This window comes from Caballeronia sp. LZ065 (genome assembly GCF_031450975.1).
Taxonomy (GTDB): domain Bacteria; phylum Pseudomonadota; class Gammaproteobacteria; order Burkholderiales; family Burkholderiaceae; genus Caballeronia.
Map to the genome: position 1 here is coordinate 1,105,384 of NZ_JARUXV010000003.1, position 24,434 is coordinate 1,129,817.

The window sequence follows — 24,434 nt, forward strand, 5'->3', positions numbered from 1 at the left end:
TCCTTGTCGTTGTGCTTGTTGTTACTGCATGAACCAGCCGTGACTCACGACCACTGACTGCCCCGTCAGCGCATTCGATTCGAAGCCCGCGAGGAAGGCGACCGTGTTCGCGACATCGGCGACGGTGGTGAACTCGCCATCGACGGTTTCCTTCAGCATGACGTTCTTCACGACTTCTTCCTCGGAGATGCCGAGCGCCTTCGCCTGTTCGGGAATCTGCTTCTCGACGAGCGGCGTGCGCACGAATCCAGGGCACACCACGTTGGCGCGCACGCCGCGCGGGCCGCCTTCCTTCGCGACGACGCGCGCCAGACCCAGCAGGCCGTGCTTCGCCGTGACATAGGCGGACTTCAGCTTCGACGCTTCATGCGAGTGCACCGAACCCATGTAGATGATCGAGCCGCCCTTGCCCGACGCGTACATGTGCTGGATGGCGGCCTTGGTCGTGAGGAATGCGCCGTCGAGGTGAATGGCGAGCATCTTCTTCCAGTCCGAATACGCGTACTCTTCGATGGGCGCGACGATCTGGATGCCCGCATTCGACACCAGCACGTCGATGCCGCCGAGCTTGGCCACCGTGTCCGCGATGCCCGCGTTCACCGCTTCCTCGCTGGTGACGTCCATGGCGACGGCGATCGCCTTGCCGCCCTCCGCGACGATGCTGTCCGCCACGTTCTGCGCGTTGGCCAGATTCAGGTCGGCGATGACGACGGCCGCGCCGTCGGCGGCGAGCTTGCGCGCCGTCTGTTCGCCGATGCCGCTCGCAGCGCCCGTGACGAGCGCGACTTTTCCTTGCAGTGCCATGTGCCTGCTCCTTGTCCGTTAAAAGTTATTGATTGACCGCGAGCTTCAGTTCGCCGGGGGCGAGATAGTCGTAAGCGACTTCACCGATATCCAGCGTCAGGTTGGCGATCACGTGCCGCGCGCCGACCACCTTGCGCACCGGCAGATCCGCGACCGGCGCGAGCGCGTGCGCGTGCAGTTCGAGCGCGGCCGGGCCTTCCCATGCGCCGAGCACGCTGACGTCGCGCAGGAAGAAACGTACCAGTTCGCACACGCGCGCCGTGCCGTCCACGTGCGGCAGCACTTTCAGCAGATAGTTGGGCGTGTCGGCGAGCTTTTTGCGTTCGGCTTCGAGATCGAGCGGACGATACTTGTAGCCCATCGTTCCGGTGGCAATGCGCTGCGTGCCGTAGTCGAGCGTGCCGAGCAGCGTGTCCTTGCCATCCACCGAAAGACGCGGCGACGCCAGCTTCTTCGGAAAGCCCCAGATTTCCCGACCGCCCGCGATCGGGCCTTCGTCGTCGAGATACATCGCGTGGGTGTAGCTGGCCGGGTTGCCGTCCGGATCGATCACCGAGATGACCTGGCCGCTCTCGGTGTAATCGCCGAAGCCGGATGAATCCGGCATGCGAATGAATTCGTAATGCACGAGGGCGCTGTCGACTTCGAGCGGCTCCGGCACCACGGCACGCAAGGCATCGAGGTCCGTCTCATACGAGATGATGAAGTACTCGCGATTGAGGAAGCGGAACGGCGGACGCGGATACGCCGGGTTGTGCACCGGCATGGCGAAGGCGTTTCTGCGGATGTCGTCTTCTTTCACTGGATCGTCCCTGAGTTGAGAGCAGGCACGATAGTAGATGCAGAAGATGACATTTGTCGCGGACCAAAGGCAGCTTGATGACACTCAGACCAGCAGTGCGAACAGACAAAAGCTTCGTTGCGTCAAGAGCTTATGGATACCTACTGGATAATTGCATTTTTTTGTGCAATATACTGTTGCCGGAGCGCGCTGCTTTCCACAGGCGCTGCTCGATCAAGAGCCGGATTTTGTGATTGCGGTATAGCTGTGGTCTTGTATTTTCGGAACGCAACGCGGCGGGCCATGCGTTGCTTGCAGGTTCAGGCCATCTCCTAAAAAGCGAGTCTCCGATGAAAACGTCTTTGAAGAAGTCCCTCGTGCTCCTGGTGCTGGCGGCTTTTGCGGCGCCTACTCTGACTTACGCTGCTGCGGATTACCCGGACAACAAGCCGCGTCCCGCGTATCACAAGAAGGGACAGAAGCATAAGCACCCCAAGAAGTCGACGCCGCCCGCCGCGCCGGCGCAGTAACGCTTCATTTTTCTACGCGAAGCACGCACGTCCGTATAGGGACGCGCGTGCTTTTTCGTTTCTGCCGGATTCAATCGTTCGACCCGAGCCGTGCGCGCATCGCGTCGAGCCGCGCGACGTCGATGCCACCGCGCGCCGCCATGACCTCCAGCGCCTGCAACGCCAGCGACGCGCCGTGGATCGAAGCCGCTTTCGCGTCGGCATCGAGTTCGAGCGCCGTGCAGCGTCTCGCGGCATGCGTGCGCCAGATTCTCCGCGCTGCGAACAAGGCCAGCACCACGCCGATGCCCGGCGCGCTCACGCGCCACCACTCTTCCTCGGGCGAGGCCGCGAACAGCAGGCACGGCACCGACATCAGCGCCGCCACCAGCAACATGGCCCGTGCGAGGTCGAAGAGCATGCTCCTGCGCTGCGTTGCATGCCCGACTTCATGCGCGATCACCACGTTCAGCAGCGGCTCGGGCAAGGCGAGCGTGGCGGCATCGATCTCGATGCGGTTGAACAGCGCCTCGTAGCACGGCCCGCCCGCGCGCGTCACGAAGCACACGCGCGGCGGCGCGACGTGCAGCACGGCGGCGTCGGCGGCGATCAGCGCGCGGACGTGGGCATGGGCTTCGGGCGGGTTCATCGGCGGGTTCATCGGCGGGTGCTTCAGCCCGGGTTGTCGGTCCAGGCGCTGCGGTCGTGCCATGTGTCGATCTCGGCGGCGAGACGCGCGAGCTTGGCGCGCACGAGTTCGAGACCCGGACCGCCGAGCACCAGATGTCCGGGCGGCTCGGGCGCGGTCACCGCCTCGATGATCACCTGCGCCGCGCGCGCCGGATCGCCCGGCTGGCTGCCGCTGCGTTCCGCGATCGCCGCGCGCCGCGTGCCCGCGCCGGCTGCGTAGTCGTCGATGGGCTGACGCGTCTGCCTGAGCGAGCGCCCCGCCCAGTCGGTGCGGAACGGGCCGGGCTCGACCGCCGTCACCTTGATGCCGAGGGTCTCTGTCTCGCGCGCCAGCGCCTCGCCGAGACCTTCGAGCGCGAACTTGGTCGCCGCGTAATAACCGCTGCCCGGATTGCCGACCAGCCCGCCCACCGATGTAATGTTGACGATGTGTCCCGAGCGGCGCTCGCGCATGTGCGGCAGCACGGCGCGGATCATCGCCGCCGCGCCGAAGAAGTTCGCTTCGAACATCGCGCGCACTTCGTCCTCCTCGCCTTCTTCCACCGCCGCGAGATAGCCGAAACCAGCGTTGTTGACGAGCACGTCGATCCGGCCGAACGCTTCATGAGCCTGCGCGACGGCGGACTGGATCTCGTCGGCGCGTGTGACGTCGAGGCGCACCGCGACGGCGCGCTCCTTCGCGCGCGCGACGAGATCGGCGACGCTGTCCGGATTGCGTGCCGCGATCACCGCGCGCCAGCCTTTCTCCATGACCGCGGCGGCCAGTTCGCGGCCGAAGCCGGTCGAGCAGCCGGTGATGAACCAGACAGGGGTATCGCTCGTCGATGCGGACATTGCGCGTTCTCCATTGAGGTGCGCTGCATATCGGTCAATCGGCCGATGCTTCGATCCCGCCGATACCGACGCGCACATGAGGTTGACCAGCGGAATCAGACAGGAAGCCGCCTGGACACTATGTTGAAGCAAATAGCGCAAGCGTGCTGCGCGTGGCTTCGTTGTCCGTTGGGCGCCGGCCTGTGATTACGTGACATTGGATTACCTCGAATGTCACGCTTTATCTAATTCGACAACGCATTTTTGCAAGCGTCGGCGTTATAATCAGCCTCCTTCCGATTCATTCTTCGCTGTTCCCGTTTCAATCTTCCGGGCAGGAGTTTCCCTTGAAGCAGCTGGGCTTTACTGCCGCTGTGGCGTTGCTGCGCTTCTTTTCCCTTCTTCCCTACGGCCTGGTTGCACGGCTTGGCAGCGCGCTCGGCGCGTTGTTGTACAGGTTGCCGAGTTCGCGCAAACATATCGTGCACGTGAACCTGCGTCTGTGCTTTCCGGGCCGGGAAGCGCGCGAATACGAACAGCTTGCGAGAGATCATTTTCGCCACGTCATTCGAAGTTATTTCGAACGCGGCATTCAATGGTTCGGCAGCGCGAAGTCGATACAGAAGCTCGTTCAAGTGGAAAGCCACATCGATCTGCACAGCCATCAGGCCGTGCCGACCATTTTTCTGGGCTTCCATTTCGTGAGCATCGAGGTCGGCTGCATTCTCTATTCAACGCGCTTTCCGGCGGCTTCTCTCTACACCCGCATGTCGGACGCGCGAATCTGCGCGCTCGCAAGACGGCAACGCGGCAGATTCGGCGCCGAGATGATCGAACGTTCAACCAGCGCGAAAGCCATCGTCAGGCTGCTTCGCGCGGGCACGCCGGTCATGCTCGCCGCGGACATGGATCACGGCCCGGACAACTCGGTCTTCGTGCCGTTCTTCGGCGTGCCCACGTGCACGCTGACCTCGGTGTCACGGCTCGCACGGCTTTGTGGCGCGCAGGTCGTGCCCTTCGTCACCGAAGTGCTGCCGGACTATCGCGGCTACAAGCTCACCATCTTCGAACCCTTCGACAACTTCCCTTCCGCAAGTGACACGCTCGATGCCGAACGCATCAACGCGTTTCTCGAAACCCAGGTGCGCAGGCTTCCGGAGCAATACTACTGGGTGCATCGGCGCTTCAAGACGCGTCCGCCGGGCGTGCCGGGCGTGTATTAAGGGTGTATTGAGCGCGGCGCTTCAGCCCGCATCGCCCGCGCTGATGACCGTCTGCATGCTCTTCAACAGCTTCGTCAGGTAGCGCAGCAAACCCACCGTATCGCCGAACTCGATGAAGCCGGGCCTCACGCCATCGCTGAACAGCAGCGTGCCGTCGAGCGTCGCATCGACGATCAGGCCGGCATAGGCGGCGTGCGGCATGTACGTGTCGGCGATGACGAAGGTGTTGCCGTTCACGGCCGCGTCGCGCACCCGCATCAGGAACTGCACCTCGGGCGCGCGCGACGCCGACAGCCGATGCACATCGAAATACTCGGCCACCGCGAGAAGCGCGTTCGTACACGGCACGATCATCGCGAACGCCATGCGCTGGTCCGGGGTATCGAATGACGGCCAAGCAAGGTCATCGTCGGGGGGCGGCGCTTTCATCGGCGTGCCGGCCTCGCTATGCGTATGCGCCTCGGGATCCGAGCGCCGGCGCGCCATCAGTGTGTCCGCTTTTCTGAAATCGGGTGGCGGCGCGCCACGCTCGATCCACTCCGACAACAACGCGGCGTAAGCTTGAAGCATCGTCACTTGCCCTTCGATGAACGCAACGCCGATCCGGCATGCGTCCGGGTGGCTGTGCTCTGACATATCGTCTCCTCCTGAAAGCGGCTGACACAAAGCAGGCTATTACTGTTGCAACAAGCGCGCCTGTTTAAAGGCGCAATAAAAATCGACAGTTAGTTGCCGGATGACTTCGGAATAAACCTATCTTGATGACAGCCATGTGGAAGAAAGACTACAAACTGCATAGGCGATATTTACCGAACGCTGACGATCCGCTATATTCCGTTCGCTACAGCGTCAGTCATCGGCGGCAAGGCGCCAGGGCAACGCAGTCCGCCCGCTTGTATTGAAAGCGGGACATCAACCCATTCGTTTGACGACCATCTTTTTCTCATAGCACTCGACCTTCGCATGCTTGTCTTGCGAAGCCGGGAAGATCGCGTTCGCGTGCCGAAAGCGCCGCGTCGTGCGCTGCCCACACCGTGTCGAGCGGACAACCTCAAGGAAAACAACAATGAAGAAGCACATCGTAGCGGCCGCCGCGCTCGGCATGTTCGCCCTGTTCAGCAACGTGGCGCAGGCGCAAAGCAGCGTCACGCTGTACGGCATCATCGATGCCGGCATCACCTACGCCAACAAGGTCGCGACCACGCGCGGTCATGACAGCGTGGTCAAGTACGGCGACGGCGTAGCGCAAGGCAGCCGTTGGGGCCTGCGCGGCGCGGAAGACCTGGGCGGCGGTCTGAAGGCGATCTTCGTGCTCGAAAGCGGCTTCAACAGCGGTGACGGCACGCTCGGCCAGGGCGGCGCGGAATTCGGCCGTCAGGCCTATGTCGGCATCTCGAAGAACGACATCGGTTCGGTGACGTTCGGCCGTCAGTACTCGTTCTCCACCGACTACCTCGGCGGCAACTACACGATGGGCAGCCAGACGCCCGCCGGCAACTACGCGTATCACATCAACGACCTGGACCAGCTGACTGCAAGCCGCATCAACAACGCGGTCAAGTTCAGCAGCGCCGATTTCCACGGCCTCACGTTCGGCGCGATGTACGGCTTCTCCAACTCGACCAACTTCGCCGGCTCGCCCACGACGGGCACCGGCGCAACCGCCGTGCAAGGTTCGTCGAGCGCCTATAGCTTCGGCCTGAACTACAAGCAGGGTCCGCTCGGCATCGGCGCGGCGTACACCAACATCCGCTTCCCGAACGGCGCGACGCCTGCGTTCAGCGTGAGCATCGCGAACGTCAACACGACCGGCCTGCGCGATCTGGAAACCTTTGGCGTCGGCGCGCGCTACACCATCGCGGACGCACTGATCTGGGCGAACTGGACGCACACGAAGTTCGAGCCGATCACGGCGGGTTCCTCGACGCTGAACAACTATGAAATCGGCGGCAAGTACGCGTTCACGCCGGCTTTGAGCGCGGGCCTCGGCTACACGTTCTCGGACCTCGACGGCAACTTCGACGGCCGCTGGCACCAGGTCAATGGCGTCGTGGACTACGTGCTGTCGAAGCGTACCGACGTCTATGTGACCGGCGCGTTCCAGAAGGCATCGGGCAGCAATCGCGGGGTTCCGGTGCAGGCGGAAATCGGTTCGGCGGCGTCGTTTGTCGGCAGTGCGGGCGCGAATACGCAGCTCGTGACGCGCGTGGGTCTGCGTCACCGCTTCTGATCGAAGTCCGGCTCACCAAGGCGCGATGCTCGCAAGGGCATCGCGCTTTTTTTATTTGTCGGACGCCGCGCGCGCATAACGCGCGAGGAACATGTCGGCGGCGGCTTCGGCGACCTTCTTCTGCTCGTGCTTCGTCAGCGTGGGCTGGCCCATCGCCACTTGCGGCCAGAAGGCAAAGCCCTTCACGATGCCATGCAATTGCTGCCCGGCGAAGACGGGGTCGGTGACGCTGAGACGGCCATCGGCGGCGGCTTTCCTGATCCATACGGTCAGGTCTTCTTCCCGTTCGCCAATTCGCGCGACGATATCGCGCGCCCGTTCCGGCGAGTGAATGCCCGCCGATATCGCCATGCGCGCCACCGACAGGAACGACTCGTCGTTCATCAGCCGCAGCTTGCGCGCGAGCAAGGCCAGCAACTGCGCGCGCAAAGGCTCGCTGCTGCTGTAGGCGGGAGCGTCGCCGGCATCGCTCTCATCCCAGAGACGCAGCAGAATGGCCGCGAACAAGGCTTCCTTGCTCGGGAAATGGTTGTACACCGTGCGCTTTGAAACGTCCGCGCGCGCGGCGATGCGGTCCATGCTGGTGGCGTCGTAGCCGGCCGCAATGAACTCCTCGACCGCCGCGTTCATGATGGCAGCGCGCTTGCGATCCGTCAGGCGCTGGGGAATGTCGTTCGAACTCATCCGTTTATTTTACACCGCACGGTTTACTTTTTTGATGAGATTAAACTACACTGTACAGTGTACATTTGCGTCGGATGCCATTCTCATGAGTTCTTTTGCTGATCGCATCAACCGTGCCCTCGGACTGGCCGCTGCCCGGCGCGGCCGGGGACTGTCGACCGCGTCGCCGCAGCATGACGGCACGCGCTTTCGCAATGTGAAGCCTCGTCCGTCGGAAGGATTCGGCAAGACCTTGCGGATCATGTGGAACATGCTGTTCAACAAGCCGCGTAACTCGGTGCCTGCGCAGGCGCCTGTCGTCGATACGCTCACGCGCGAGCAACTGGACGCCGCCCCGGATCGCAGCCTGTATCGGCTGGGTCATTCCACCTTGCTGTTCAAACTGCGCGGCGCGTACTGGCTGACGGATCCGGTTTTTGGCGAGCGCGCGTCGCCGTTCAAGCGCGTCGGTCCGAAGCGGTTTCATGCGCCGCCCATCGCGCTGGAAGAGTTGCCGCCTTTGCGCGGCGTGATCCTCTCGCACGATCACTACGATCACCTGGACCGCGACACCGTGCTCGCGCTTGCCGCGACCACCGAAGTGTTCCTGACACCGCTCGGCGTCGGCGATCGTCTGATCGAGTGGGGCATCGATGCCGCGAAAGTCCGCCAGCTCGACTGGTGGCAGAGCGCGCAGATCGATGGCCTGACCTTGACCGCCACGCCCGCACAGCATTTCTCGGGGCGCAGCCTCTTCGACAGCAACAGCACGCTGTGGGCTTCGTGGGTCATCGTCGATGACGCCCTGCGCGTGTTCTTCAGCGGCGACACGGGTTACTTCGAAGGGTTCCGCGCCATCGGCGAGAAGCTGGGTCCGTTCGATGTCACGTTCGTCGAGACCGGCGCCTACGATGCGCAATGGCCCTACGTGCACATGCAGCCGGAACACACGGTGCAGGCGCATATCGACTTGCGCGGACGCTGGCTCGTGCCGATCCACAACGGCACCTTCGACCTCGCGATGCACCCGTGGCAAGAGCCTTTCGAACGCGTGACCGGGCTCGCATTGGCGCGCGGCGTCGCGGTGTCTACGCCGCGCATGGGCGAGCGGCTCGATCTCGAAGCGCCGCATCGCGGCGAGCGTTGGTGGCGCGAAACAGCGGTCGATGAACACGGCGCACCTGCATGGCGGATGTGCGCGTCGCGCACGCAAGACGCCAAGTAAGTCAGTTCCTGCGGCGCGCGGCCGCCTCCACGCCGAGCAACGCCAGCACCGGCCGCAGCGCGCCTTCGAGCAGCTTGCGCTGCGGATTGACCCGCGCCAGCACGCGCAGCCCCATCAAAGCAGCGAGCAGGGTTTTCGCGATGTCGCCGGCGTCGAGATCGCGCGGAATCGATCCGTCTTTCTGACCCGCGAGCACACACCGCAGAAAGAACCCTTCCATGTCCTTCAGCACGCCGCTCAACGCGCGATGAAACAAATCGTCGTGCGGCGCGAGTTCCAGCGCCGAGTTGACGACCATGCAACCCCGGCGATGCGGATCGTTCACCGAGAGCCGGATGATCTCGTCGAAGAACATCGCGATGGCATCGCGCGGCGGCACGCGGTGTTCCAGACGCTGCACCCGCGCGCGAAAGCCGCGTTCCACATAGCGTTCGAGCACGCGTTCATAGAGCGTGCGCTTGTCGCCGAACGCGTTGTAGAGACTCGCCGACGTCAGGCCCATGGCCGTGGCGAGATCGCGCACCGAACTCGCTTCATAGCCGCGCGACCAGAATTGCGTCATGGCCGCATCGAGGGCGGCATCCTCATCGAACTCACGCGGACGCGGCATACGCTGGCTTCCTCTCAGGCCGTCTTCGGAAAGTTCGACGGAAACAGCGAGCGCTTCGTCTCGTCGTCGTTGACGCTCTTGAACGCGTGCGTCTTGTTGACGGCGCGCGCACGGGCCACGGCGGGACGCGCGTCGATGTGCGCGAACCAGCGCTTCAGTTCCGGATAGGGACCGAGCGGATCCTCGCTGTTCTTGAGCACACGCGACGCACGATCCAGCCAGCCCCACGCCGACATGTCGGCAATCGTATAAGCATTCCCGACGATGAACTCGCGCCCCTTCAAGTGATCTTCGAGCACCTGATAATGCCGGTCCACCTCGCGACGATAACGGTTCACCGCGTAGTCGAGGCCTTCGGGCGCGGCGTACTGGAAATGCACCGCTTGTCCCGAGAACGGGCCGAGGCCGCTGGCGATGAACATCAGCCATGAAAGCAGTTGCGGACGGTCTTGCGGCCCGCCGATGAACTGACCGCTCTTCTCGGCGAGATAGAGCAGGATGGCGGTGGAATCGAACACGACCGCGCGCGTGCCGCCCGGCCCTTCCGTGTCCACGATGGCCGGCACCTTGCCGTTCGGATTGATGGCGCGGAACGCGGGCAGATGCTGTTGGCCCTTGCTCGTATCGACCGGTTTCAGCGTGTAGGGAAGCCCCGACTCTTCGAGAAAGAGCGCGATTTTCGCGGGATTGGGCGTCGGGTGGAAGTAAAACTCGATCATGCCGGTCGTCTCCTGGATTGCATTTGATGAATGCAGCCGGCGTATTTTAGATCGACCGATATAAAACCTGCAATGTTCGTCTCGATGCTGCGCGAATTGTGGCGCGCGGGTAAGGTTGCGAGTTCCGCCTCAATCCTGCTTTCAAACGCAATGCAGCCTACCGATTCCAACTTCTTCACCCTGCTCAGCGAGAGCTACGCGCGCCTGCTGAACACGTCGCTGGTTCCCGACGCAAGCCTGACGCCCGCCGAGGCCGCGCGCTGGCTCTATGAAGACGCGCCTTTCGGCATCCTTGCACACGACACACAGGCGGACCCGGTCTTCGTGTACGGCAACCTGCGGGCGCAGCGTCTGTTCGGCTATACGTGGAACGAGTTGACCGCGCTGCCCTCGCGTCTTTCCGCTGAAGCGCCGGAGCGCAGCGAGCGCCAGGCGTTTCTCGAACAAGTGACGCGCGATGGTTATGTCGATGGTTATCGCGGCGTGCGCGTGAAGAAATCGGGCGCGCGTTTTTATATTGAGCGCGCGACGGTCTGGCAGTTGTTCGATCGCGACGGCGTCTATCGCGGACAAGCGGCGATGATTCCGCAAGTCAGCGATATCGTCTGAAGCTCGCTTAGACCTTGGTCAGCTTTCGAATCACATCGACGAGCGGCGTCGTTCCCTTGACGATGTCCTCGCGATGTCCTTCGAAGTCGATCCAGCCTTCGTTGAAACCATCGAGCATCTGCATGCGCGGCAGCGGGTAACGCATGCCCTGACTCGTAAACAGCGCTTCCCACGTGTCGCGCGGCACGATCTCAACGCGCACCGGCTTGCCGAGCACATGCGAGAACGCGGCGGCGATATCGACGGGACGCACGCGCGCCGGACCTTCCAGTTCCACGACGCGCACGCCCGGCCATGCCTCCTGCATGAGTCGCGCGGCGAGTTGCCCGATATCGTCAGTGGCGACCATCGGGATCGCACGATTGGCGGGTTGCAGGAACGAGCGCACGATGCCTTCGTCGCGCGCCGAGGCCACGTCCCACGCGCAGTTCTCCATGAACCACGCCGGACGCAGGAACGTAACCGGAACCGGGTGTTGACGCAGCGCCTCTTCCAGCAGCGTGCGCTGGGTCAGCAGATTGGACCGCGTGGCCTGCGCGCCGACAGTCGAAAGACAGACGATCCGGCGCGGCCGCGCACGCGCCACGGCGGCCATGATCGTATCGATCACCTCACGCGCCTCCGGAAAGCCCGGTTGCGGATCGAACTCCGAAGGCGGCAGCAAGAACACGGCTTCGGCGCCCTCGAAGACACGCGCAAGCGCGTCGGCGTCGGTCATCGTGGCGAGCGCGATCTCACAACCGCGCGCCGCCCACGCCGCGCCCTTCTGCTCGTCGCGCACCACCGCGCGCACCGCCTTGCCCTGCTGCAACAGTGCGTGGCCGAGCGCGCCGCCGACTTGTCCGGTAATCCCTGTGATGACGTACATGGTCCGACTCCCTGGTTCGTTTAACATCGATGAGTCGAATGCTAGGGAACGGGCTTACATGAATAAATGGCGCGATGGTTATGGGATTGATGACGCAGCGGCATTAACCGGCACGTCGCCGCGCCGAACGCGCCACACGCGCTTATCATCGAACTTCACACGCCCCGGAGGTCTCATGCCGCCGCTACGCGCAATCCATCTGTTGCAAACGAAGGAAGGCTCACGCCTGCACGGCGCGGAGCGCGAGTCGTGGCGGCGCTGGGGCCCTTATCTGAGCGAGCGTCAATGGGGCACCGTTCGCGAGGACTACAGCGAATACGGCACCGCGTGGGACTTTTTTCCGCACGACCATGCGCGCAGCCGCATGTACCGCTGGGGCGAAGACGGCATCGCGGGCTTCGGCAATGACCCGCTCGACTGGTGCATCTCGCTCGGACTGTGGAACGGGCGCGATCCGATCATCAAGGAACGCCTCTTCGGTCTGACGAACGAACAGGGCAATCACGGCGAGGACGTGAAGGAGCTGTACTTCTACGTGGACGGCACGCCCACGCATTCGTACATGAAGATGCTCTACAAGTATCCGCATGATGTGTTTCCCTATCAGGATCTCATCGACGAGAACCGTCGACGCGGCGCGGATCAGCCCGAATACGAAGTGCTCGACACCGGCGTGTTCGACGCCGACCGTTACTTCGACGTCTGGGTCGAATATGCGAAGCACACCGCCGACGACATCGTCATGCGCGTGACCATCGAGAATCGCGCGAACGAGGCCGCCACGCTGCACGTGCTGCCCCAGTTCTGGGCGCGCAATCGTTGGGCGTGGTCAGCGCGGCATGGAAAGCCGTCGCTGACAGTGCACGGCAAAGGCAGCCAGGACGAACACGTCATCGCGCATCATCCGGCGCACGGCACCCTGCATGTGAGCGCCACAGCCGACGTGCCGCTCGAATGGCTCTTCTGCGAGAACGAGACGAACGTTCGGCGCATCTTCGGCATCGAGGGCGAAGGGCCGTTCAAGGACGGTATCAACGACTATCTCGTCGATGGCGACACCGCCGCCATCCGCCGCGATCACGGCACGCGCGCGGCCGCGCATGCGTGTCTCGAACTCGGCCCGCATCAGCGCGCGGTGATGACCATGCGCTGGCGTCCCGCCGATCAGGACGCGCCGCTCGACACGGACGCGCTGGTCGCGCGCAGGCAAGCGGAAGCCGACGAGTTCTACGCGACGCTGCAACACGACATCGACGACGCCGATGCGCGCCTCGTGCAGCGCCAGGCGCTGGCCGGCATGTTGTGGACGAAGCAGTATTACCAGTTCGACGTCACGCGCTGGCACGACGGCGATCCGGGCCAGCCCGAGCCGCCCAAGCAGCGCCGTCACGGCCGCAATGCGGACTGGCGTCACATGTGCAATGGCGATGTCGTCTCGATGCCCGACAAATGGGAATATCCGTGGTACGCGTCGTGGGACCTTGCGTTTCATGCGGTTGCCTTCGCGATGATCGACCCGGACTTCGCGAAGAAGCAGTTGCTGCTGCTCGTGAAAGAACGCTACATGCATCCGAACGGGCAGCTGCCGGCCTATGAATGGGCGTTCGGCGACGCGAATCCGCCGGTGCATGCATGGGCCACGTGGCGCGTGTACGAGCTCGACCGCGAGATGACCGGCATCGGCGATCACGCGTTTCTCGAAGTGATGTTCCACAAGCTGCTGCTGAACTTCGCGTGGTGGGTGAACCGCAAGGACGCCGACGATCGCAACATCTTCCAGGGCGGCTTTCTCGGGCTGGACAACATCGGCATCTTCGACCGCTCGCAGCCGCTGCCGACCGGCGGACGCATCGATCAGGCCGACGGCACCGCGTGGATGGCCTCGTATGCGCTCGACCTGATGCAGATTGGCCTCGAACTCGCGCTGAAGAACGACGCGTACGTGGAGATCGCCGTCAAGTTCTTCGAGCATTTCCTGTATATCGCGGAGGCCGTCAGTTGCGGCGACGGCTGCATCACCGGCCTGTGGGACGGAGAAGACGAGTTCTTCTACGACGTACTGCATCTGCCCGACGGCACGCGCGTGCCGATGCGCATCCGTTCCATCGTCGGCTTGATTCCGCTGTTCGCGGTGCACGTGCTGGAAGAAAGCGTGTATGGCGAACTGCCCGGCCTGCGCGAACGGCTTGCCTGGTTCCCCGATCACCGGCCTAATCTGGCGAAGCTGGTTTCGCGCTGGATGGAGCCCGGCAAAGCCAACACAACGCTGCTGTCGCTGCTGCGCGGACATCGGATGAAGGCGCTGTTGCGGCGTACGCTCGACCCCGAAGAATTCCTCTCCGATTTCGGCGTGCGCGCCCTCAGCCGCGTGCATTGCGAGGCGCCCTATTTGTTCGATCACGACAACGTGCATCTGTGCGTGCGCTATCTTCCGGCGGAATCGGATTCGCGTGTGTTCGGCGGCAATTCGAACTGGCGCGGTCCGATCTGGATGCCCGTCAACTATCTGCTGATCGAATCGCTATACGAGTTTCATCGCTATTACGGCGACGCATTCCGCATCGAGGATCCGGCGCAGCCTGAGCGCACATGTTCACTGAGCGATATTGCCGACAATCTGTCGCGGCGCGTGACCACCCTGTTCCTGAAGAACGCCGAAGGCAAGCGGCCCGTGATGAGCGCCTATCCGCAACTTCAGGCGGACCCGCGCTCGCAGGACCTCGTGCTGTTCCACGAATACTTCCATGGCGATACCGGGCGCGGCGTGGGCGCATCGCATCAGACCGGCTGGAGCGGGCTGGTGGCGTTGCTGTTGCAGCCGCGTCTGATGAAGCTGGCGCATACGCGACCGGAGGCGCCGGTCATGTCGGTGCGCTTGCATGAAGATCCAACGGCCGCGATGGCGCGTTAGTACATCAACAGCGGCTTCAACGTTCCAGATTGCCGAAGCACACGTACTTCGCTTCGAGATATTCCTCGATGCCGGAGGAAGCGCCCTCGCGCCCCATCCCCGACTCCTTGATGCCGCCGAACGGCGCGACCTCGTTGAACACCAGGCTGTCATTCACGCCGACCACACCGCATTCCAGCGCCTCCATCACGCGGAATGCCCGGTTGATGTCGGCCGTGTAGAAGTATGCCGCGAGGCCGGTGCGCGTATCGTTGGCGAGCGTGATGACGTCGTCCTCGTCGCGGAACGGCAGCACGCTTGCCACTGGTCCGAGCACTTCGTCGCCGCATACGCGCATGTCCGGTTTGACGTCCGTGAGCACGGTCGGCCTGAAGAAACTTGAATCGGGACGCACGCGCACGCCGCCTGCCGCAACCGTCGCGCCCATGCCGACAGCCTCACCGATCAACGCCTCGATGCGCGCCACCGCGTCCTCGCTGATGAGCGGACCGATCTGCACGCCTTCATCGAGACCGTCGCCGACCTTCAGCACCGCGACCTTCGACACGAGCCGCGCCACGAACGTCTCAACCACGTCCTCATGCACGAAGAAACGGTTCGCGCACATCGCGGCCTGCCCGGTATGACGAAAGCGCGCATCGAGTGCGCCCTTCACGGCGAGATCGATATCCGCGTCATCGAACACGATGAACGGGCAATTGGCGCCCAGTTCCAGCGACATCTTCTTGACCGTCGATGCACACTGCGACATCAGTTGCTTGCCCGCTTCGATCGGACCGGTGAACGACACCTTGCGCACGTCGGGATGCGCGAGCAGCGTGCTGCGGATCGGATCGGCTTCGCCGGTCAACACGGACAGCACGCCGCGCGGCAGGCCGGCGTTTTCACCGAGCGCGCACAGCGCGAGCGCCGAGAACGGCGTGCGTGGATCGGGATGGAGAATCACCGTGCAGCCCGCCGCGAGCGCCGCGCCGACGCGCCGCGCGACCATCGAGGCCGGAAAGCTCCACGACGTGATGGCGCCGCACACGCCCACCGGCTGATGCAGCACGCGGATGCGTTGATTACGCCGCGGTGCGGGAATGTTGTCGCCGTAGATGCGGCGCGCTTCCTCGGCGAACCAGTCGAGATAATTGGCGGCCTGCGTGATCTCGGCGCGCGCCTCGTGCAGCGGCTTGCCCTGCTCGCTGCACAGGATGATGGCGAGGTCGTCGCGATGATGTTCGACGAGACGGCCCCACTCGCGCAACACCGATGCGCGCTCGCGGCTGCTCCAGTTGCGCCAGTCCTGCAAGGCCGCCCGCGCGCACTCGACGGCATGCGCCACCTGTTCCTCCGTCACCTGCGGCACCGAGCCGATGACGGCGCGCGTCGAAGGATTGGTGACCGCCACGCGGGGCAGCGCAGTCTCGTCCACCCATGCGCCGGCGATGTAGGCAGATTGCTCGAACAGACTTGGACACTGTAGTTCCATGGTGTGCTCCCATGCGTTGAGCGCTTCGTGCAAGCGTCACGAGCTTAACGCATTTTCCGGGAGCTTCCGCCCGCATCCGGCGATGACCGGTATACGGGCAAGTGGAACTCAGTGAGACGCACTCTCCACCGCGCCGATGCCGGTTTCCGAGCGCACGGTCTGCGCGTCGAAGCCGGCCTGATCGATACGCGCACGTGCCGACTTGTCCGTCACCGAGAACAGCCAGATGCCGGCAAAGCCGATCGCCATCGAGAACAACGCCGGCGATGCATACGGAAACGGCGCACTGGCGTAATGAAAGACATCGACCCAAACAGCTTTGGAGAGCACAGTCAGGACGACCGCCGACAACAGCCCCATGAAGCCGCCCAACGCCGCGCCGCGCGTGGTGCAGCCGCGCCACAACACCGAGAGGAACAGCACCGGAAAGTTAGCAGACGCCGCCACCGCGAAGGCAAGCGACACCATGAACGCAATGTTCTGCTTCTCGAACACGATGCCCAGCACGACCGCCACGATGCCGAGCACGATGGTCGTCACGCGCGATACCTTGAGTTCGCTCTTGCTCGACGCCTGGCCTTTCTTGAAGACGGTTGCATACAGATCATGCGACACGGCGGACGCACCCGCGAGCGTCAGGCCCGCCACCACGGCGAGGATGGTCGCGAAGGCCACCGCCGAGATGAAGCCGAGAAACACGTTGCCGCCCACGGCGCTCGCCAGATGCACGGCCGCCATGTTCGTGCCGCCGAGGAGCTTGCCGCCTGCGTCCTTGAAGACCGGGTTGGTGCTCACCAGCACGATCGCGCCGAAGCCGATGATGAAAGTGAGAATATAAAAGTAGCCGACCACGTCGTCGCCCAGAACACGGACTTGCGTGCTTCCTTGGCGTTCGGCACCGTGAAGAAGCGCATCAGGATGTGCGGCAGGCCTGCCGTGCCGAACATCAGCGCGATGCCGAAGGAGATCGCCGAGATGGGGTCCTTGATGAAGTTGCCCGGCCCCATGATGGACGCCTTCATCGCGTGCACGTCCACGGCTTTCGCGAACAGCGCTTCCGGGCTGAAGTGGAACTGCCACAGCACCATGAAGGCCATGAACGAAGCGCCCGCGAGCAGCAGGCAGGCCTTGATGATCTGCACCCAGGTGGTCGCCGTCATGCCGCCGAACAGCACGTAGACCATCATCAACGCCCCGACGATCACCACCGCAATCCAGTATTCGAGCCCGAACAGCAGCTTGATGAGCTGGCCCGCGCCGACCATCTGCGCAATCAGATAGAACGCGACGACGACGAGCGTACCCGACGCGGCGAACGCGCGAATCGGCGTTTGCCTGAAGCGGTACGCGGCGACATCGGCGAAGGTGAAGCGGCCCAGATTGCGCAGCCGCTCGGCCATCAGGAAGGTGATGATCGGCCAGCCGACCAGGAAGCCGATCGAATAGATCAGGCCGTCATAACCATTGGAATAGACCGCCGCCGAAATGCCCAGGAACGACGCCGCCGACATGAAGTCTCCGGCAATCGCGAGGCCGTTCTGGAAGCCCGTGATGCCGCCGCCGGCCGTATAGAACTCGGCGGCCGAGCGGGTTTTCTTCGCGGCCCATTTGGTGATGAAGAGCGTCGCGATCACGAACGCGATGAACATGCAGATCGCGGTCCAGTTGGTCGGCTGCTTCACGGCCTGGCCGAGATCGCCGCCGGCGGCGAACGCAGCGGCGGACGTAGCGAGCAACAGGCCCGCAAGCGCGAGCGATGAAAGTCGTGACGGCTTCATGCGGCCTCCCGCTTGATCTGGTCGGTGAGTTCGTCGTAGGTGCGGTTGGCGTGGCGCACATAGAGCCCTGTAATGACGACCGTGAAGACGATCACGAACAAGCCGATCGGCATGCCCCAGGTCATCACGCCCGCGCCCATCTTCGCGGACAGCAGTTCCTTGTTGAACGCGATCAGCAGCACATAGCCGTAGTACACGATCAGCACGAGCGCGGTCAGCGTCCAGCCGAGCTTCGAGCGCTTGCGCACCAGTTCGCGGTATGCGGCGCTCGCTCTGATTTGTTCGACGATCTTCAGGTCCATCGGTGTCTCCTGTTCGCGCGCACGAACGCCCGCGTCCTGCGCGGCGCGCGGACGGACGGCGATGCGGTCGAGGTTGTTGCGGCGGGATGCTCCCCGGTCGGGGTCGGCATGGGTCGCGCACGCGCATGCTTTTCAGGCGGGCGATGCGTGAGCTGCGCTGGAGACTAAGGTAAAAGGATCCGCTTACCTGTTTCTTACGGCATGCGGATTAATCGGCCGGGGTTTACGCGAAGCGTTGCGCTTCGTCATGCCGTGAAGGAGGGAGCACGGCGCGGATTGCAGTCCACGCCGTGAAGAAAGCGTATCAGGCGGCCAGCGGTTCTGCGCAGCGCTCATAAACCAGCGCGGCGGCGGCCAGGTCTTCCAGCGCAGTGCCTACCGCCTTGAACAGCGTGCGCTGCGTATCGCCGGTGCGGCCTGGCGCCTCGCCTCGGCACAGACGTTCAAGCGTTGGCCAGTGTTCCGGGCCGGTGACCACACCACGCTCGAGCGGCCCGAGCAGATCGCCGGACTTCTGGAACGCTTCAGCCGTATCGACGAACACCCGCGCGCCGGCGAAGCACGCGTCATCGGCTTCGCGCATGGCTGGCGTGAAGCTGCCGATCAGATCCAGATGCGAACCCGGCGCAAGCCATTCGCCCCGCACGACCGGCTGCGTCGCGAGCGTCGCGCAGGTCACGACATCGGCACATGCCACGCTCGCGGGCAGGTCCTGCACGACCCGCGCGCCGAAGCCCAGTTCGGAGAGCCGCGCCACCAGACGCTCCGATGCGGCCGGATTCGCATCCCATACATCCACTTCGCTGATCGGCAGCACGCAGCGGTAGGCCTCCGGCACCAGACTGCCGACACGCCCCGCGCCGAGCAGCGTCATCCGCGTCGCATTCTTGCGCGCCAGGAAGCTCGCGCCCAACGCCGATGCGGCAGCCGTGCGGCGCGACGTGATCTCGTTGCCGTCCATCTGCGCGAGCGGTGCGCCGGTGCGCGCGTCGTACAGCACATAGGTCGAATGCAGTCCGGGCAAGCCGAGTGCCGCATTGCCCGGATACACGTTCACGGTCTTGATGCCGAGATAACGCCCTTCCTGCCACGCGGGCATGATGAGCACGGTGCCCGCATCGCTTTCCGTTTCGATCCGGTGGTTATGCCGCAGCGGCACCGTGCAGCCTTCGACGAACATCTCCCGCAAGGCCGCGATCAATGCGGGGAACTCCAGCGCGCCGCCTGTCGTGGCGGCATCGAACATTTTCATGACATCACTCGCTTGTCGTTGCAACTACTCAGAGATTCAGAGACTCAAGGCATGACCGGTGCGTGATAGGTCAGCGTCGGCGCGAGCACCCACAGCATGAACACCACCAGCGGCGTGTGGATCACCAACTGCGTGAACGTGAAGCCCACCACGTCCTTCGCGCGCAGTCCGAGCACGCCGAGCAGCGGCAGCATCCAGAACGGATTGATCAGGTTCGGCAGCGCCTCGGCCGCGTTGTAGACCGTGACTGACCAGCCCAGATGCACCTGCAGCGCCTTGGCCGCCTCGATCACATACGGCGCCTCGATGATCCACTTGCCGCCGCCCGACGGCACGAAGAAGCCCAGCACCGCCGAATACACGCCCATCACGGCGGGGAAAGAAGCCTGCGACGAAATTGCGACGAAGAAATGCGCGAGATGCTCCGAGAGCGGCAAGCCGGCCGGCGCGGCCGCCTTGGTCAGGATGAACGCAATGCCGCCATACAGCGGGAACTGGATCAGCACGCCCGCCGTCGACGGCACCGACTTCGCCACCGCGTTCAGGAAGCGGCGCGGCCGCCAGTTGAGCAGCATGCCCAGCAGAATGAACACGAAGTTGTACGTGTTGAGGTTCGAGATCGCCAGCAGCGGGTTCTTGGTCGTGAACTCATGCCCGATCCAGACGAGCCCGAGCCCCACCAGCAACACGGTCACGACCGGGCTGTATTCGAGCCACTCGCCCGGACGCGTGGGCTTGTCCATCTTGAGATCGATGTCGTCGAGCGAGACGCCCAAATCCGCCGCCGTGCGCGCGCGCTCGCCGACCGGCGCCGAAAAGCCCGCGATCAGCAGCGAGGCGATCATCAGCACCGCGACCATCAGCATCGATTGCGGCAGGAAGATGGTTTCCGAGAACGGGATCACGCCGGTGATCGCGAGCAGCGTCTTCGGCAGGCTGTCCGGATTGGCCTGCAACTGCGCCGCCGCCGAACTCAGGCCGAGCGCCCAGGTCGCGCCCATGCCGAGATACGCGGCCGCGCCCGCCGCGCGATAGTCCATGCGCATGTCGGTGCGGCGTGCGAGCGCGCGCACCAGCAGGCCGCTGAACACGAGGCTGATCGCCCAGTTGAACAGCGAGGTCGCGATGCTGATGACCGCGACGAACATCACCGCGCCGCGCGCCGTCTTCGGCAGACGCGCCAGCGCCGCGATCATCTTCGAGGCCGGCGGCGAGACCGCAACCACATAGCCGGAAATCGCGACGATGGCCATTTGCATCGTGAACGGAATCAGGCTCCAGAAGCCGTCGCCGAACGCAATGCCCACGCGTTGCGCCGGCGCGCCGACGGCCAGTGCGCCGATCCCGACGACGATCACCGCGACCGCGGCGAAGATATAGGCATCCGGGAACCATGCTTCGGCCCAGCGCGTGACGTTGGCCGCCATGCGTTCCATCAGGTTGCCCGGCCCGCCTTCGGGCCGTAGCGCTTTCGTCTGTGTGACCTGTTCCATTTTTTCCTCTCCCCTGTTCGCGCGTTGGCGTGTTTAAGCAAAATCAGTTGATGACGCCGTCAAGCATCGACGACGAGGTCCGACAGCGGAATCGCCTGGCACGCGAAGCACATGTCGGGTTCGTCGGGCGCGTGGCCCGACAGGTGATCGGTCGAACCGCGCGCGATCCGCACCGCGCAACTCTCGCACTGGCCGACGCGGCAGCCGCTCGGCATCGCGACGCCCAGTCCCTCGGCGAAGGACAGAAGGCTGCCGTCCACCGGCGTCCATTGCGCGACCTTGTGCGAGCGCGTGAACTCGACGGTGAAGCGCTGCGCCGCGTCGACGCGCGGCGCGGACGGCGAGCGGAACGCTTCCTTGAAGATGTCGAACGCGGGCACGCCGCGCGCGATCAGGCCGTCGGTCAGCGCGGTCATCATCGGTTCAGGGCCGCAGAAGTAGAAACGCGCGCGACGGCAAATCAGGTCGTCGCTCACGGCCGACGCATCGAGATAACCCGCGCGGTCGTAGTCGCGGCCCGCCACATCCACGCCCTCGCGCGGATGCGCATAGCAGTCGAACACATGCAGGCCGGGCCACGCCGCGCGCAACGCATCGATGCGCTCGCGGAACGCATGCGCCGCGCCGTGCCGGTTCGCATAGAACAGCCAGACTTCGGGCCGCCGGCTCACCGGCTCGATCGCCGCCAGCGATTCGAGATACGAGAGGAACGGCGTAATGCCGATGCCGCCCGCAAACATCACGACCGGCTGACGCGAGCGCAGCGGCAGCACGAAGGTGCCGCCGGGCGCGCGCAGATCGACGCGATGCCCGATCTCCAGCGCCTCGTGAATGTGGCCGGACATCGCGCCCTGCGGCTGCTGCCGTACCGAAATGGTGTAGGTGCGCCGCGCCGTTTCGCTGGCGGCGCCGACGAGCGAATAGGCGCGTGTCGTGCCGCGCGCGCCGAGCGTCGGCACATGCACGGTGACGTGCTGGCCCGGCTGGTAATCCGGCAGCGCGCCTTCGTCCTGCGCCGTGAAGGTGACAGTGCGCACGCCTTCGGCTTCGTCGTGCAAATTCGTCACGACGAATTCGCGCCAGCCTTGCCATGCGCGCCGCGTGCGGTCGAATGACGGATCGGGTTCGATGTCGCAGGCGAGCGCGCGCATCGGCATGGAGCCGCTCAGCGGATCGTGCCGCGCCGACGACACCAGATTGCTGAAGTTGCTGTTGATCTCGCCGAGCGCCGGAAAGCCCGGCATGCCGAGTTCGTCGCAGGCCTGCCACCAGCCGTATTCGGCGATCAGCACGTCGTCCGCGAGCGCTTCCTCGACGCGCGCGACGAAGCGCGCCTTGCCCTGCGCCGTGCGCAGGATGACCCAGTCGTTCGATTCGACGCCTTTCTTCAGCGCCAGCGCACGGCTCATCTCGACCACCGGATACGGCGCGCGCTTGCGCAGACGCGTGACGCCGCGATGCTGGCTGTGACAGTAGTAGCCGTTCTTGGTCGAGGTCAGCACGTAGGGATAAGCGGCATCGCAAGCGGGTGCGGCCTGCGGCTCATGCACCGGCACGGGCGGATAACCATGGCGCAGCAGCTTTTCCGAATACAGCTCGACCTTCAGCGTTTCCGTGCGGAAGCCGCGCATGCCGTCGGGCGTCGGCTTCGCGTATTGCTGTTCGCGTTGTTCGAGCGGCGGGCGGATGCCTTCGGGATGCGCCCGCAGCGTGTCCACGTCGAGCCCGAGCGGCGCGAGCATATGATTCCAGCCCGCCTCGATGCTGCCGCCGAAGAACGCATCCTGCATGCCGAGCCGCTTCGCCAGTTCGAACACGATGTCGTAATCTGCGCGGCTTTCGCCACGCGGCGCCACCATGCGCTGACGCAGTTGCACGAGTTCCACCGCACGCTCATCGATCTCGAAGCCGATGCGCAAGCCCTCGCGTTCCCACGGCGTGTTCACCGGCAGGAAGATGTCCGCATAGCGCGACGACGGCGTCTCATACAGATCGCAATGCACGTGGAAATCCAGCGCGCTCAGCGCTGCGTGCGCCCGCGCAGTGTCCGGCTGCGACACCAGCGGATTGGTGCCGAACGCGAACAGCGCGCGCACCTTGTACGGCTCGCCTTCGATCATCGCGCGATACATGTCGCGCGCCGTGACCCAGCCTTGCGCGGGCGGTCCGAGCGGTCGCTCGGCCAGGCCCAGCGCCTTTTCGCGCTGTTGCGGCGACAGCAACGCATACGTGCTCACCGCATTGGCCGGCTGCTTGACGAATTCGCGGTTCGCGCCGCGCTTGTCGAAGGCGCCGGTGAGCGCGTAGAGCGTGGCGATGGCGCGTTCGGTCTGCGTCGCGTTGGCCTGCTGGCCGACGCCGGACCACGCGTGATAGGCAATCCGCCGCCCGGGCGCGAGCAGTGTGGCGGCGCGTTTCAGGTCGGCCGCCGCGACGCCGGTGAGCGTTTCGACATGTTCCGGCGTGTACGCATCGAGCGCGCGCACATAGCAGGCGAAGGCCGGTTCGCATTCGACCGATGCCGCCACATACCGTCCCGCCAGCGCGAAATCGTCGGGCGACGTCGCGCCTTCCTCGCCAAGCGCCTCGGCACGGTCGCGCGTGCCATTCCAGATCACATAGCGATTCTGCTGAGCGAGCGGATCGAGGTCGCGCTCGCGCAGGAACAGCCCGGTATCGCGCCGCACGAGCAGCGGCGCGTTGGTCCACGCGCGCACGAAACGCTCGTCGATGTTCTGCGTCGCGACCATCTCGCGCGCGATGCCCAGCGCCAGCGCCGCATCGGTGCCGGGACGCACGCGCAGCCAGACATCGGCTTCCCGCGCGAGCGCAGTCGGACGCGGATCGGCGACGATCAGCCGCGCGCCGTTGCGACGCGCCGCCGCAATCGCGTCCGCCTGCGCGAGCCACGTGTTCGCCGGGTTCGTGCCCCACAGCATGATGACTTCCGAGTTGCGGTAATCCGCCGTCGGCATTCCGCAGCCGAACGTGAAGATGTGCGCCACGTCCTTGTGCCAGTTGCAGATTTCCGTCGCGTAGCAGATGTTCGGGCTGCCGTAAGACCAGATGAAGCGCTCCACCCAGTCGATGCTGTCGCTCATCGGCGTGCCGCTCGGCGTCGTCACGCCGAACGCAACCGTTTCCGCGCCGTGCTCGCGGCGCAGCGCGTCGAGTTTCGCGGCGATCTCGTCGAGCGCCTCGTCCCAGCCGATGCGCACCCAGCCCGGATCGGCGGCGCCCTTCGGCGCGGTGCGGCGCATCGGATGCAGGACGCGGTGCGGGCTGTGGACGAGTTCAGGCGCGGACTTGCCCTTCAGGCACATGGCGTGGCCGGTCGGGTGCTCGCGGTCGGGGCGCACTTCCGCGAGCATGCCGCCGCGCACGACGTTGACCGTGCCGCAACGCGAGCGGCACAGCGTGCAATAGCCCTTTTTTTCCTGAACTTCCATCTCGTCTCCGGATTTCATAGTCGCGATCCTA

Annotated in this window: 20 protein-coding genes and 1 pseudogene; 6 read left to right on the forward strand and 15 right to left on the reverse strand. The window is 64.4% G+C overall.

Annotation, left to right across the window (positions count from 1 at the left end):
- Positions 1-21: 21 nt before the first annotated feature.
- On the reverse strand, positions 22-804 hold the full coding sequence (locus QCE63_RS25055) for a 3-hydroxybutyrate dehydrogenase (protein WP_309836772.1): 783 nt from the start codon (positions 802-804) through the stop codon (positions 22-24).
- A gap of 25 nt (positions 805-829) precedes the next feature.
- On the reverse strand, positions 830-1,606 hold the full coding sequence (locus QCE63_RS25060; protein ID WP_309836773.1) for an acetoacetate decarboxylase: 777 nt from the start codon (positions 1,604-1,606) through the stop codon (positions 830-832).
- Positions 1,607-1,935: 329 nt separating this feature from the next.
- On the opposite strand from QCE63_RS25060, the gene QCE63_RS25065 reads away from it, so the two are divergent.
- Positions 1,936-2,115, forward strand: a complete 180-nt coding sequence (locus QCE63_RS25065) for a hypothetical protein (protein WP_309836775.1) — start codon at positions 1,936-1,938, stop codon at positions 2,113-2,115.
- Positions 2,116-2,185: 70 nt separating this feature from the next.
- Here the strand turns inward: QCE63_RS25065 and QCE63_RS25070 are convergent, their stop codons facing one another.
- Together QCE63_RS25070 and QCE63_RS25075 are read right to left on the reverse strand one after the other, a co-directional pair.
- Positions 2,186-2,806 carry a hypothetical protein gene (locus tag QCE63_RS25070; RefSeq protein ID WP_309836776.1) on the reverse strand — a complete coding sequence of 207 codons (621 nt, stop codon included), beginning with the start codon at positions 2,804-2,806 and terminating at the stop codon, positions 2,186-2,188.
- Positions 2,767-3,618: an oxidoreductase gene (locus QCE63_RS25075; protein WP_309836777.1), complete on the reverse strand. Its 852-nt coding sequence runs from the start codon at positions 3,616-3,618 to the stop codon at positions 2,767-2,769. Before QCE63_RS25075 ends, QCE63_RS25070 begins: the two co-directional genes overlap by 40 nt.
- Before the next feature lie 326 nt (positions 3,619-3,944).
- Between QCE63_RS25075 and QCE63_RS25080 the strand changes: the two genes are divergently transcribed.
- On the forward strand, positions 3,945-4,820 hold the full coding sequence (locus QCE63_RS25080) for a lipid A biosynthesis lauroyl acyltransferase (protein ID WP_309836778.1): 876 nt from the start codon (positions 3,945-3,947) through the stop codon (positions 4,818-4,820).
- A gap of 21 nt (positions 4,821-4,841) precedes the next feature.
- Here the strand turns inward: QCE63_RS25080 and QCE63_RS25085 are convergent, their stop codons facing one another.
- Positions 4,842-5,456: a hypothetical protein gene (locus QCE63_RS25085; protein WP_309836779.1), complete on the reverse strand. Its 615-nt coding sequence runs from the start codon at positions 5,454-5,456 to the stop codon at positions 4,842-4,844.
- A gap of 430 nt (positions 5,457-5,886) precedes the next feature.
- Here QCE63_RS25085 and QCE63_RS25090 point away from each other — a divergent pair, with 430 nt between their 5' ends.
- Positions 5,887-7,050, forward strand: a complete 1,164-nt coding sequence (locus tag QCE63_RS25090) for a porin (protein WP_309836781.1) — start codon at positions 5,887-5,889, stop codon at positions 7,048-7,050.
- A 51-nt stretch (positions 7,051-7,101) separates the two neighbouring features.
- Here the strand turns inward: QCE63_RS25090 and QCE63_RS25095 are convergent, their stop codons facing one another.
- On the reverse strand, positions 7,102-7,734 hold the full coding sequence (locus QCE63_RS25095; protein WP_309836782.1) for a TetR/AcrR family transcriptional regulator: 633 nt from the start codon (positions 7,732-7,734) through the stop codon (positions 7,102-7,104).
- 85 nt (positions 7,735-7,819) lie between these two features.
- Here QCE63_RS25095 and QCE63_RS25100 point away from each other — a divergent pair, with 85 nt between their 5' ends.
- Positions 7,820-8,938 carry an MBL fold metallo-hydrolase gene (locus tag QCE63_RS25100; protein ID WP_309836783.1) on the forward strand — a complete coding sequence of 373 codons (1,119 nt, stop codon included), beginning with the start codon at positions 7,820-7,822 and terminating at the stop codon, positions 8,936-8,938.
- Between the two features lies 1 nt (position 8,939).
- Here the strand turns inward: QCE63_RS25100 and QCE63_RS25105 are convergent, their stop codons facing one another.
- Both QCE63_RS25105 and QCE63_RS25110 read right to left on the reverse strand, forming a co-directional pair.
- Entirely contained in the window at positions 8,940-9,548 is a 609-nt protein-coding gene (locus QCE63_RS25105) for a TetR/AcrR family transcriptional regulator (protein WP_309836784.1), read from the reverse strand.
- A gap of 14 nt (positions 9,549-9,562) precedes the next feature.
- Positions 9,563-10,267 carry a glutathione S-transferase family protein gene (locus tag QCE63_RS25110; RefSeq protein WP_309836785.1) on the reverse strand — a complete coding sequence of 235 codons (705 nt, stop codon included), beginning with the start codon at positions 10,265-10,267 and terminating at the stop codon, positions 9,563-9,565.
- A gap of 150 nt (positions 10,268-10,417) precedes the next feature.
- Between QCE63_RS25110 and QCE63_RS25115 the strand changes: the two genes are divergently transcribed.
- The gene (locus QCE63_RS25115; RefSeq protein WP_309836786.1) at positions 10,418-10,876 is read left to right on the forward strand and encodes an MEKHLA domain-containing protein; all 459 of its coding nucleotides are present in this window, start codon (positions 10,418-10,420) and stop codon (positions 10,874-10,876) included.
- A gap of 7 nt (positions 10,877-10,883) precedes the next feature.
- Here QCE63_RS25115 and QCE63_RS25120 read toward each other — a convergent pair whose 3' ends face one another.
- Positions 10,884-11,744, reverse strand: coding sequence for an NmrA family NAD(P)-binding protein (locus tag QCE63_RS25120; RefSeq protein ID WP_309836787.1), 861 nt, complete (start codon positions 11,742-11,744; stop codon positions 10,884-10,886).
- 175 nt (positions 11,745-11,919) lie between these two features.
- Between QCE63_RS25120 and QCE63_RS25125 the strand changes: the two genes are divergently transcribed.
- On the forward strand, positions 11,920-14,655 hold the full coding sequence (locus QCE63_RS25125; protein ID WP_309836788.1) for an MGH1-like glycoside hydrolase domain-containing protein: 2,736 nt from the start codon (positions 11,920-11,922) through the stop codon (positions 14,653-14,655).
- 16 nt (positions 14,656-14,671) lie between these two features.
- On the opposite strand, the gene QCE63_RS25130 is transcribed toward QCE63_RS25125, so the two are convergent.
- From QCE63_RS25130 to QCE63_RS25155, 6 genes and pseudogenes are all read right to left on the reverse strand, one after another.
- Positions 14,672-16,129, reverse strand: coding sequence for an NAD-dependent succinate-semialdehyde dehydrogenase (locus QCE63_RS25130; protein ID WP_309836790.1), 1,458 nt, complete (start codon positions 16,127-16,129; stop codon positions 14,672-14,674).
- Positions 16,130-16,237: 108 nt separating this feature from the next.
- Positions 16,238-17,778, reverse strand: a pseudogene (locus QCE63_RS25135) (cation acetate symporter).
- 125 nt (positions 17,779-17,903) lie between these two features.
- A complete protein-coding gene (locus QCE63_RS25140; RefSeq protein ID WP_309836792.1) occupies positions 17,904-18,209 on the reverse strand; it encodes a DUF485 domain-containing protein in 306 nt (101 codons plus the stop codon).
- Between the two features lie 304 nt (positions 18,210-18,513).
- Positions 18,514-19,461 (reverse strand): ornithine cyclodeaminase family protein, encoded by a 948-nt coding sequence (locus QCE63_RS25145; RefSeq protein WP_309836794.1) that lies wholly within the window; start codon positions 19,459-19,461, stop codon positions 18,514-18,516.
- A gap of 44 nt (positions 19,462-19,505) precedes the next feature.
- Positions 19,506-20,954, reverse strand: a complete 1,449-nt coding sequence (locus QCE63_RS25150; RefSeq protein WP_309836796.1) for a TIGR00366 family protein — start codon at positions 20,952-20,954, stop codon at positions 19,506-19,508.
- A 59-nt stretch (positions 20,955-21,013) separates the two neighbouring features.
- Positions 21,014-24,403: a molybdopterin-dependent oxidoreductase gene (locus QCE63_RS25155; RefSeq protein WP_309836799.1), complete on the reverse strand. Its 3,390-nt coding sequence runs from the start codon at positions 24,401-24,403 to the stop codon at positions 21,014-21,016.
- Positions 24,404-24,434: the final 31 nt, after the last annotated feature.

What these genes read in the sequence shown, in the direction of transcription:
- QCE63_RS25130 (WP_309836790.1), bottom strand. Translation starts at nt 16,129, where the DNA reads ATGGAACTACAGTGTCCAAGTCTGTTCGAGCAATCTGCCTACATCGCC.
- QCE63_RS25105 (WP_309836784.1), bottom strand. Translation starts at nt 9,548, where the DNA reads ATGCCGCGTCCGCGTGAGTTCGATGAGGATGCCGCCCTCGATGCGGCC.
- QCE63_RS25110 (WP_309836785.1), bottom strand. Translation starts at nt 10,267, where the DNA reads ATGATCGAGTTTTACTTCCACCCGACGCCCAATCCCGCGAAAATCGCG.
- QCE63_RS25155 (WP_309836799.1), bottom strand. Translation starts at nt 24,403, where the DNA reads ATGGAAGTTCAGGAAAAAAAGGGCTATTGCACGCTGTGCCGCTCGCGT.
- QCE63_RS25100 (WP_309836783.1), top strand. Translation starts at nt 7,820, where the DNA reads ATGAGTTCTTTTGCTGATCGCATCAACCGTGCCCTCGGACTGGCCGCT.
- QCE63_RS25070 (WP_309836776.1), bottom strand. Translation starts at nt 2,806, where the DNA reads ATGGCACGACCGCAGCGCCTGGACCGACAACCCGGGCTGAAGCACCCG.
- QCE63_RS25115 (WP_309836786.1), top strand. Translation starts at nt 10,418, where the DNA reads ATGCAGCCTACCGATTCCAACTTCTTCACCCTGCTCAGCGAGAGCTAC.
- QCE63_RS25140 (WP_309836792.1), bottom strand. Translation starts at nt 18,209, where the DNA reads ATGGACCTGAAGATCGTCGAACAAATCAGAGCGAGCGCCGCATACCGC.
- QCE63_RS25125 (WP_309836788.1), top strand. Translation starts at nt 11,920, where the DNA reads ATGCCGCCGCTACGCGCAATCCATCTGTTGCAAACGAAGGAAGGCTCA.
- QCE63_RS25145 (WP_309836794.1), bottom strand. Translation starts at nt 19,461, where the DNA reads ATGAAAATGTTCGATGCCGCCACGACAGGCGGCGCGCTGGAGTTCCCC.
- QCE63_RS25150 (WP_309836796.1), bottom strand. Translation starts at nt 20,954, where the DNA reads ATGGAACAGGTCACACAGACGAAAGCGCTACGGCCCGAAGGCGGGCCG.
- QCE63_RS25055 (WP_309836772.1), bottom strand. Translation starts at nt 804, where the DNA reads ATGGCACTGCAAGGAAAAGTCGCGCTCGTCACGGGCGCTGCGAGCGGC.
- QCE63_RS25090 (WP_309836781.1), top strand. Translation starts at nt 5,887, where the DNA reads ATGAAGAAGCACATCGTAGCGGCCGCCGCGCTCGGCATGTTCGCCCTG.
- QCE63_RS25085 (WP_309836779.1), bottom strand. Translation starts at nt 5,456, where the DNA reads ATGTCAGAGCACAGCCACCCGGACGCATGCCGGATCGGCGTTGCGTTC.
- QCE63_RS25095 (WP_309836782.1), bottom strand. Translation starts at nt 7,734, where the DNA reads ATGAGTTCGAACGACATTCCCCAGCGCCTGACGGATCGCAAGCGCGCT.
- QCE63_RS25065 (WP_309836775.1), top strand. Translation starts at nt 1,936, where the DNA reads ATGAAAACGTCTTTGAAGAAGTCCCTCGTGCTCCTGGTGCTGGCGGCT.
- QCE63_RS25120 (WP_309836787.1), bottom strand. Translation starts at nt 11,744, where the DNA reads ATGTACGTCATCACAGGGATTACCGGACAAGTCGGCGGCGCGCTCGGC.
- QCE63_RS25075 (WP_309836777.1), bottom strand. Translation starts at nt 3,618, where the DNA reads ATGTCCGCATCGACGAGCGATACCCCTGTCTGGTTCATCACCGGCTGC.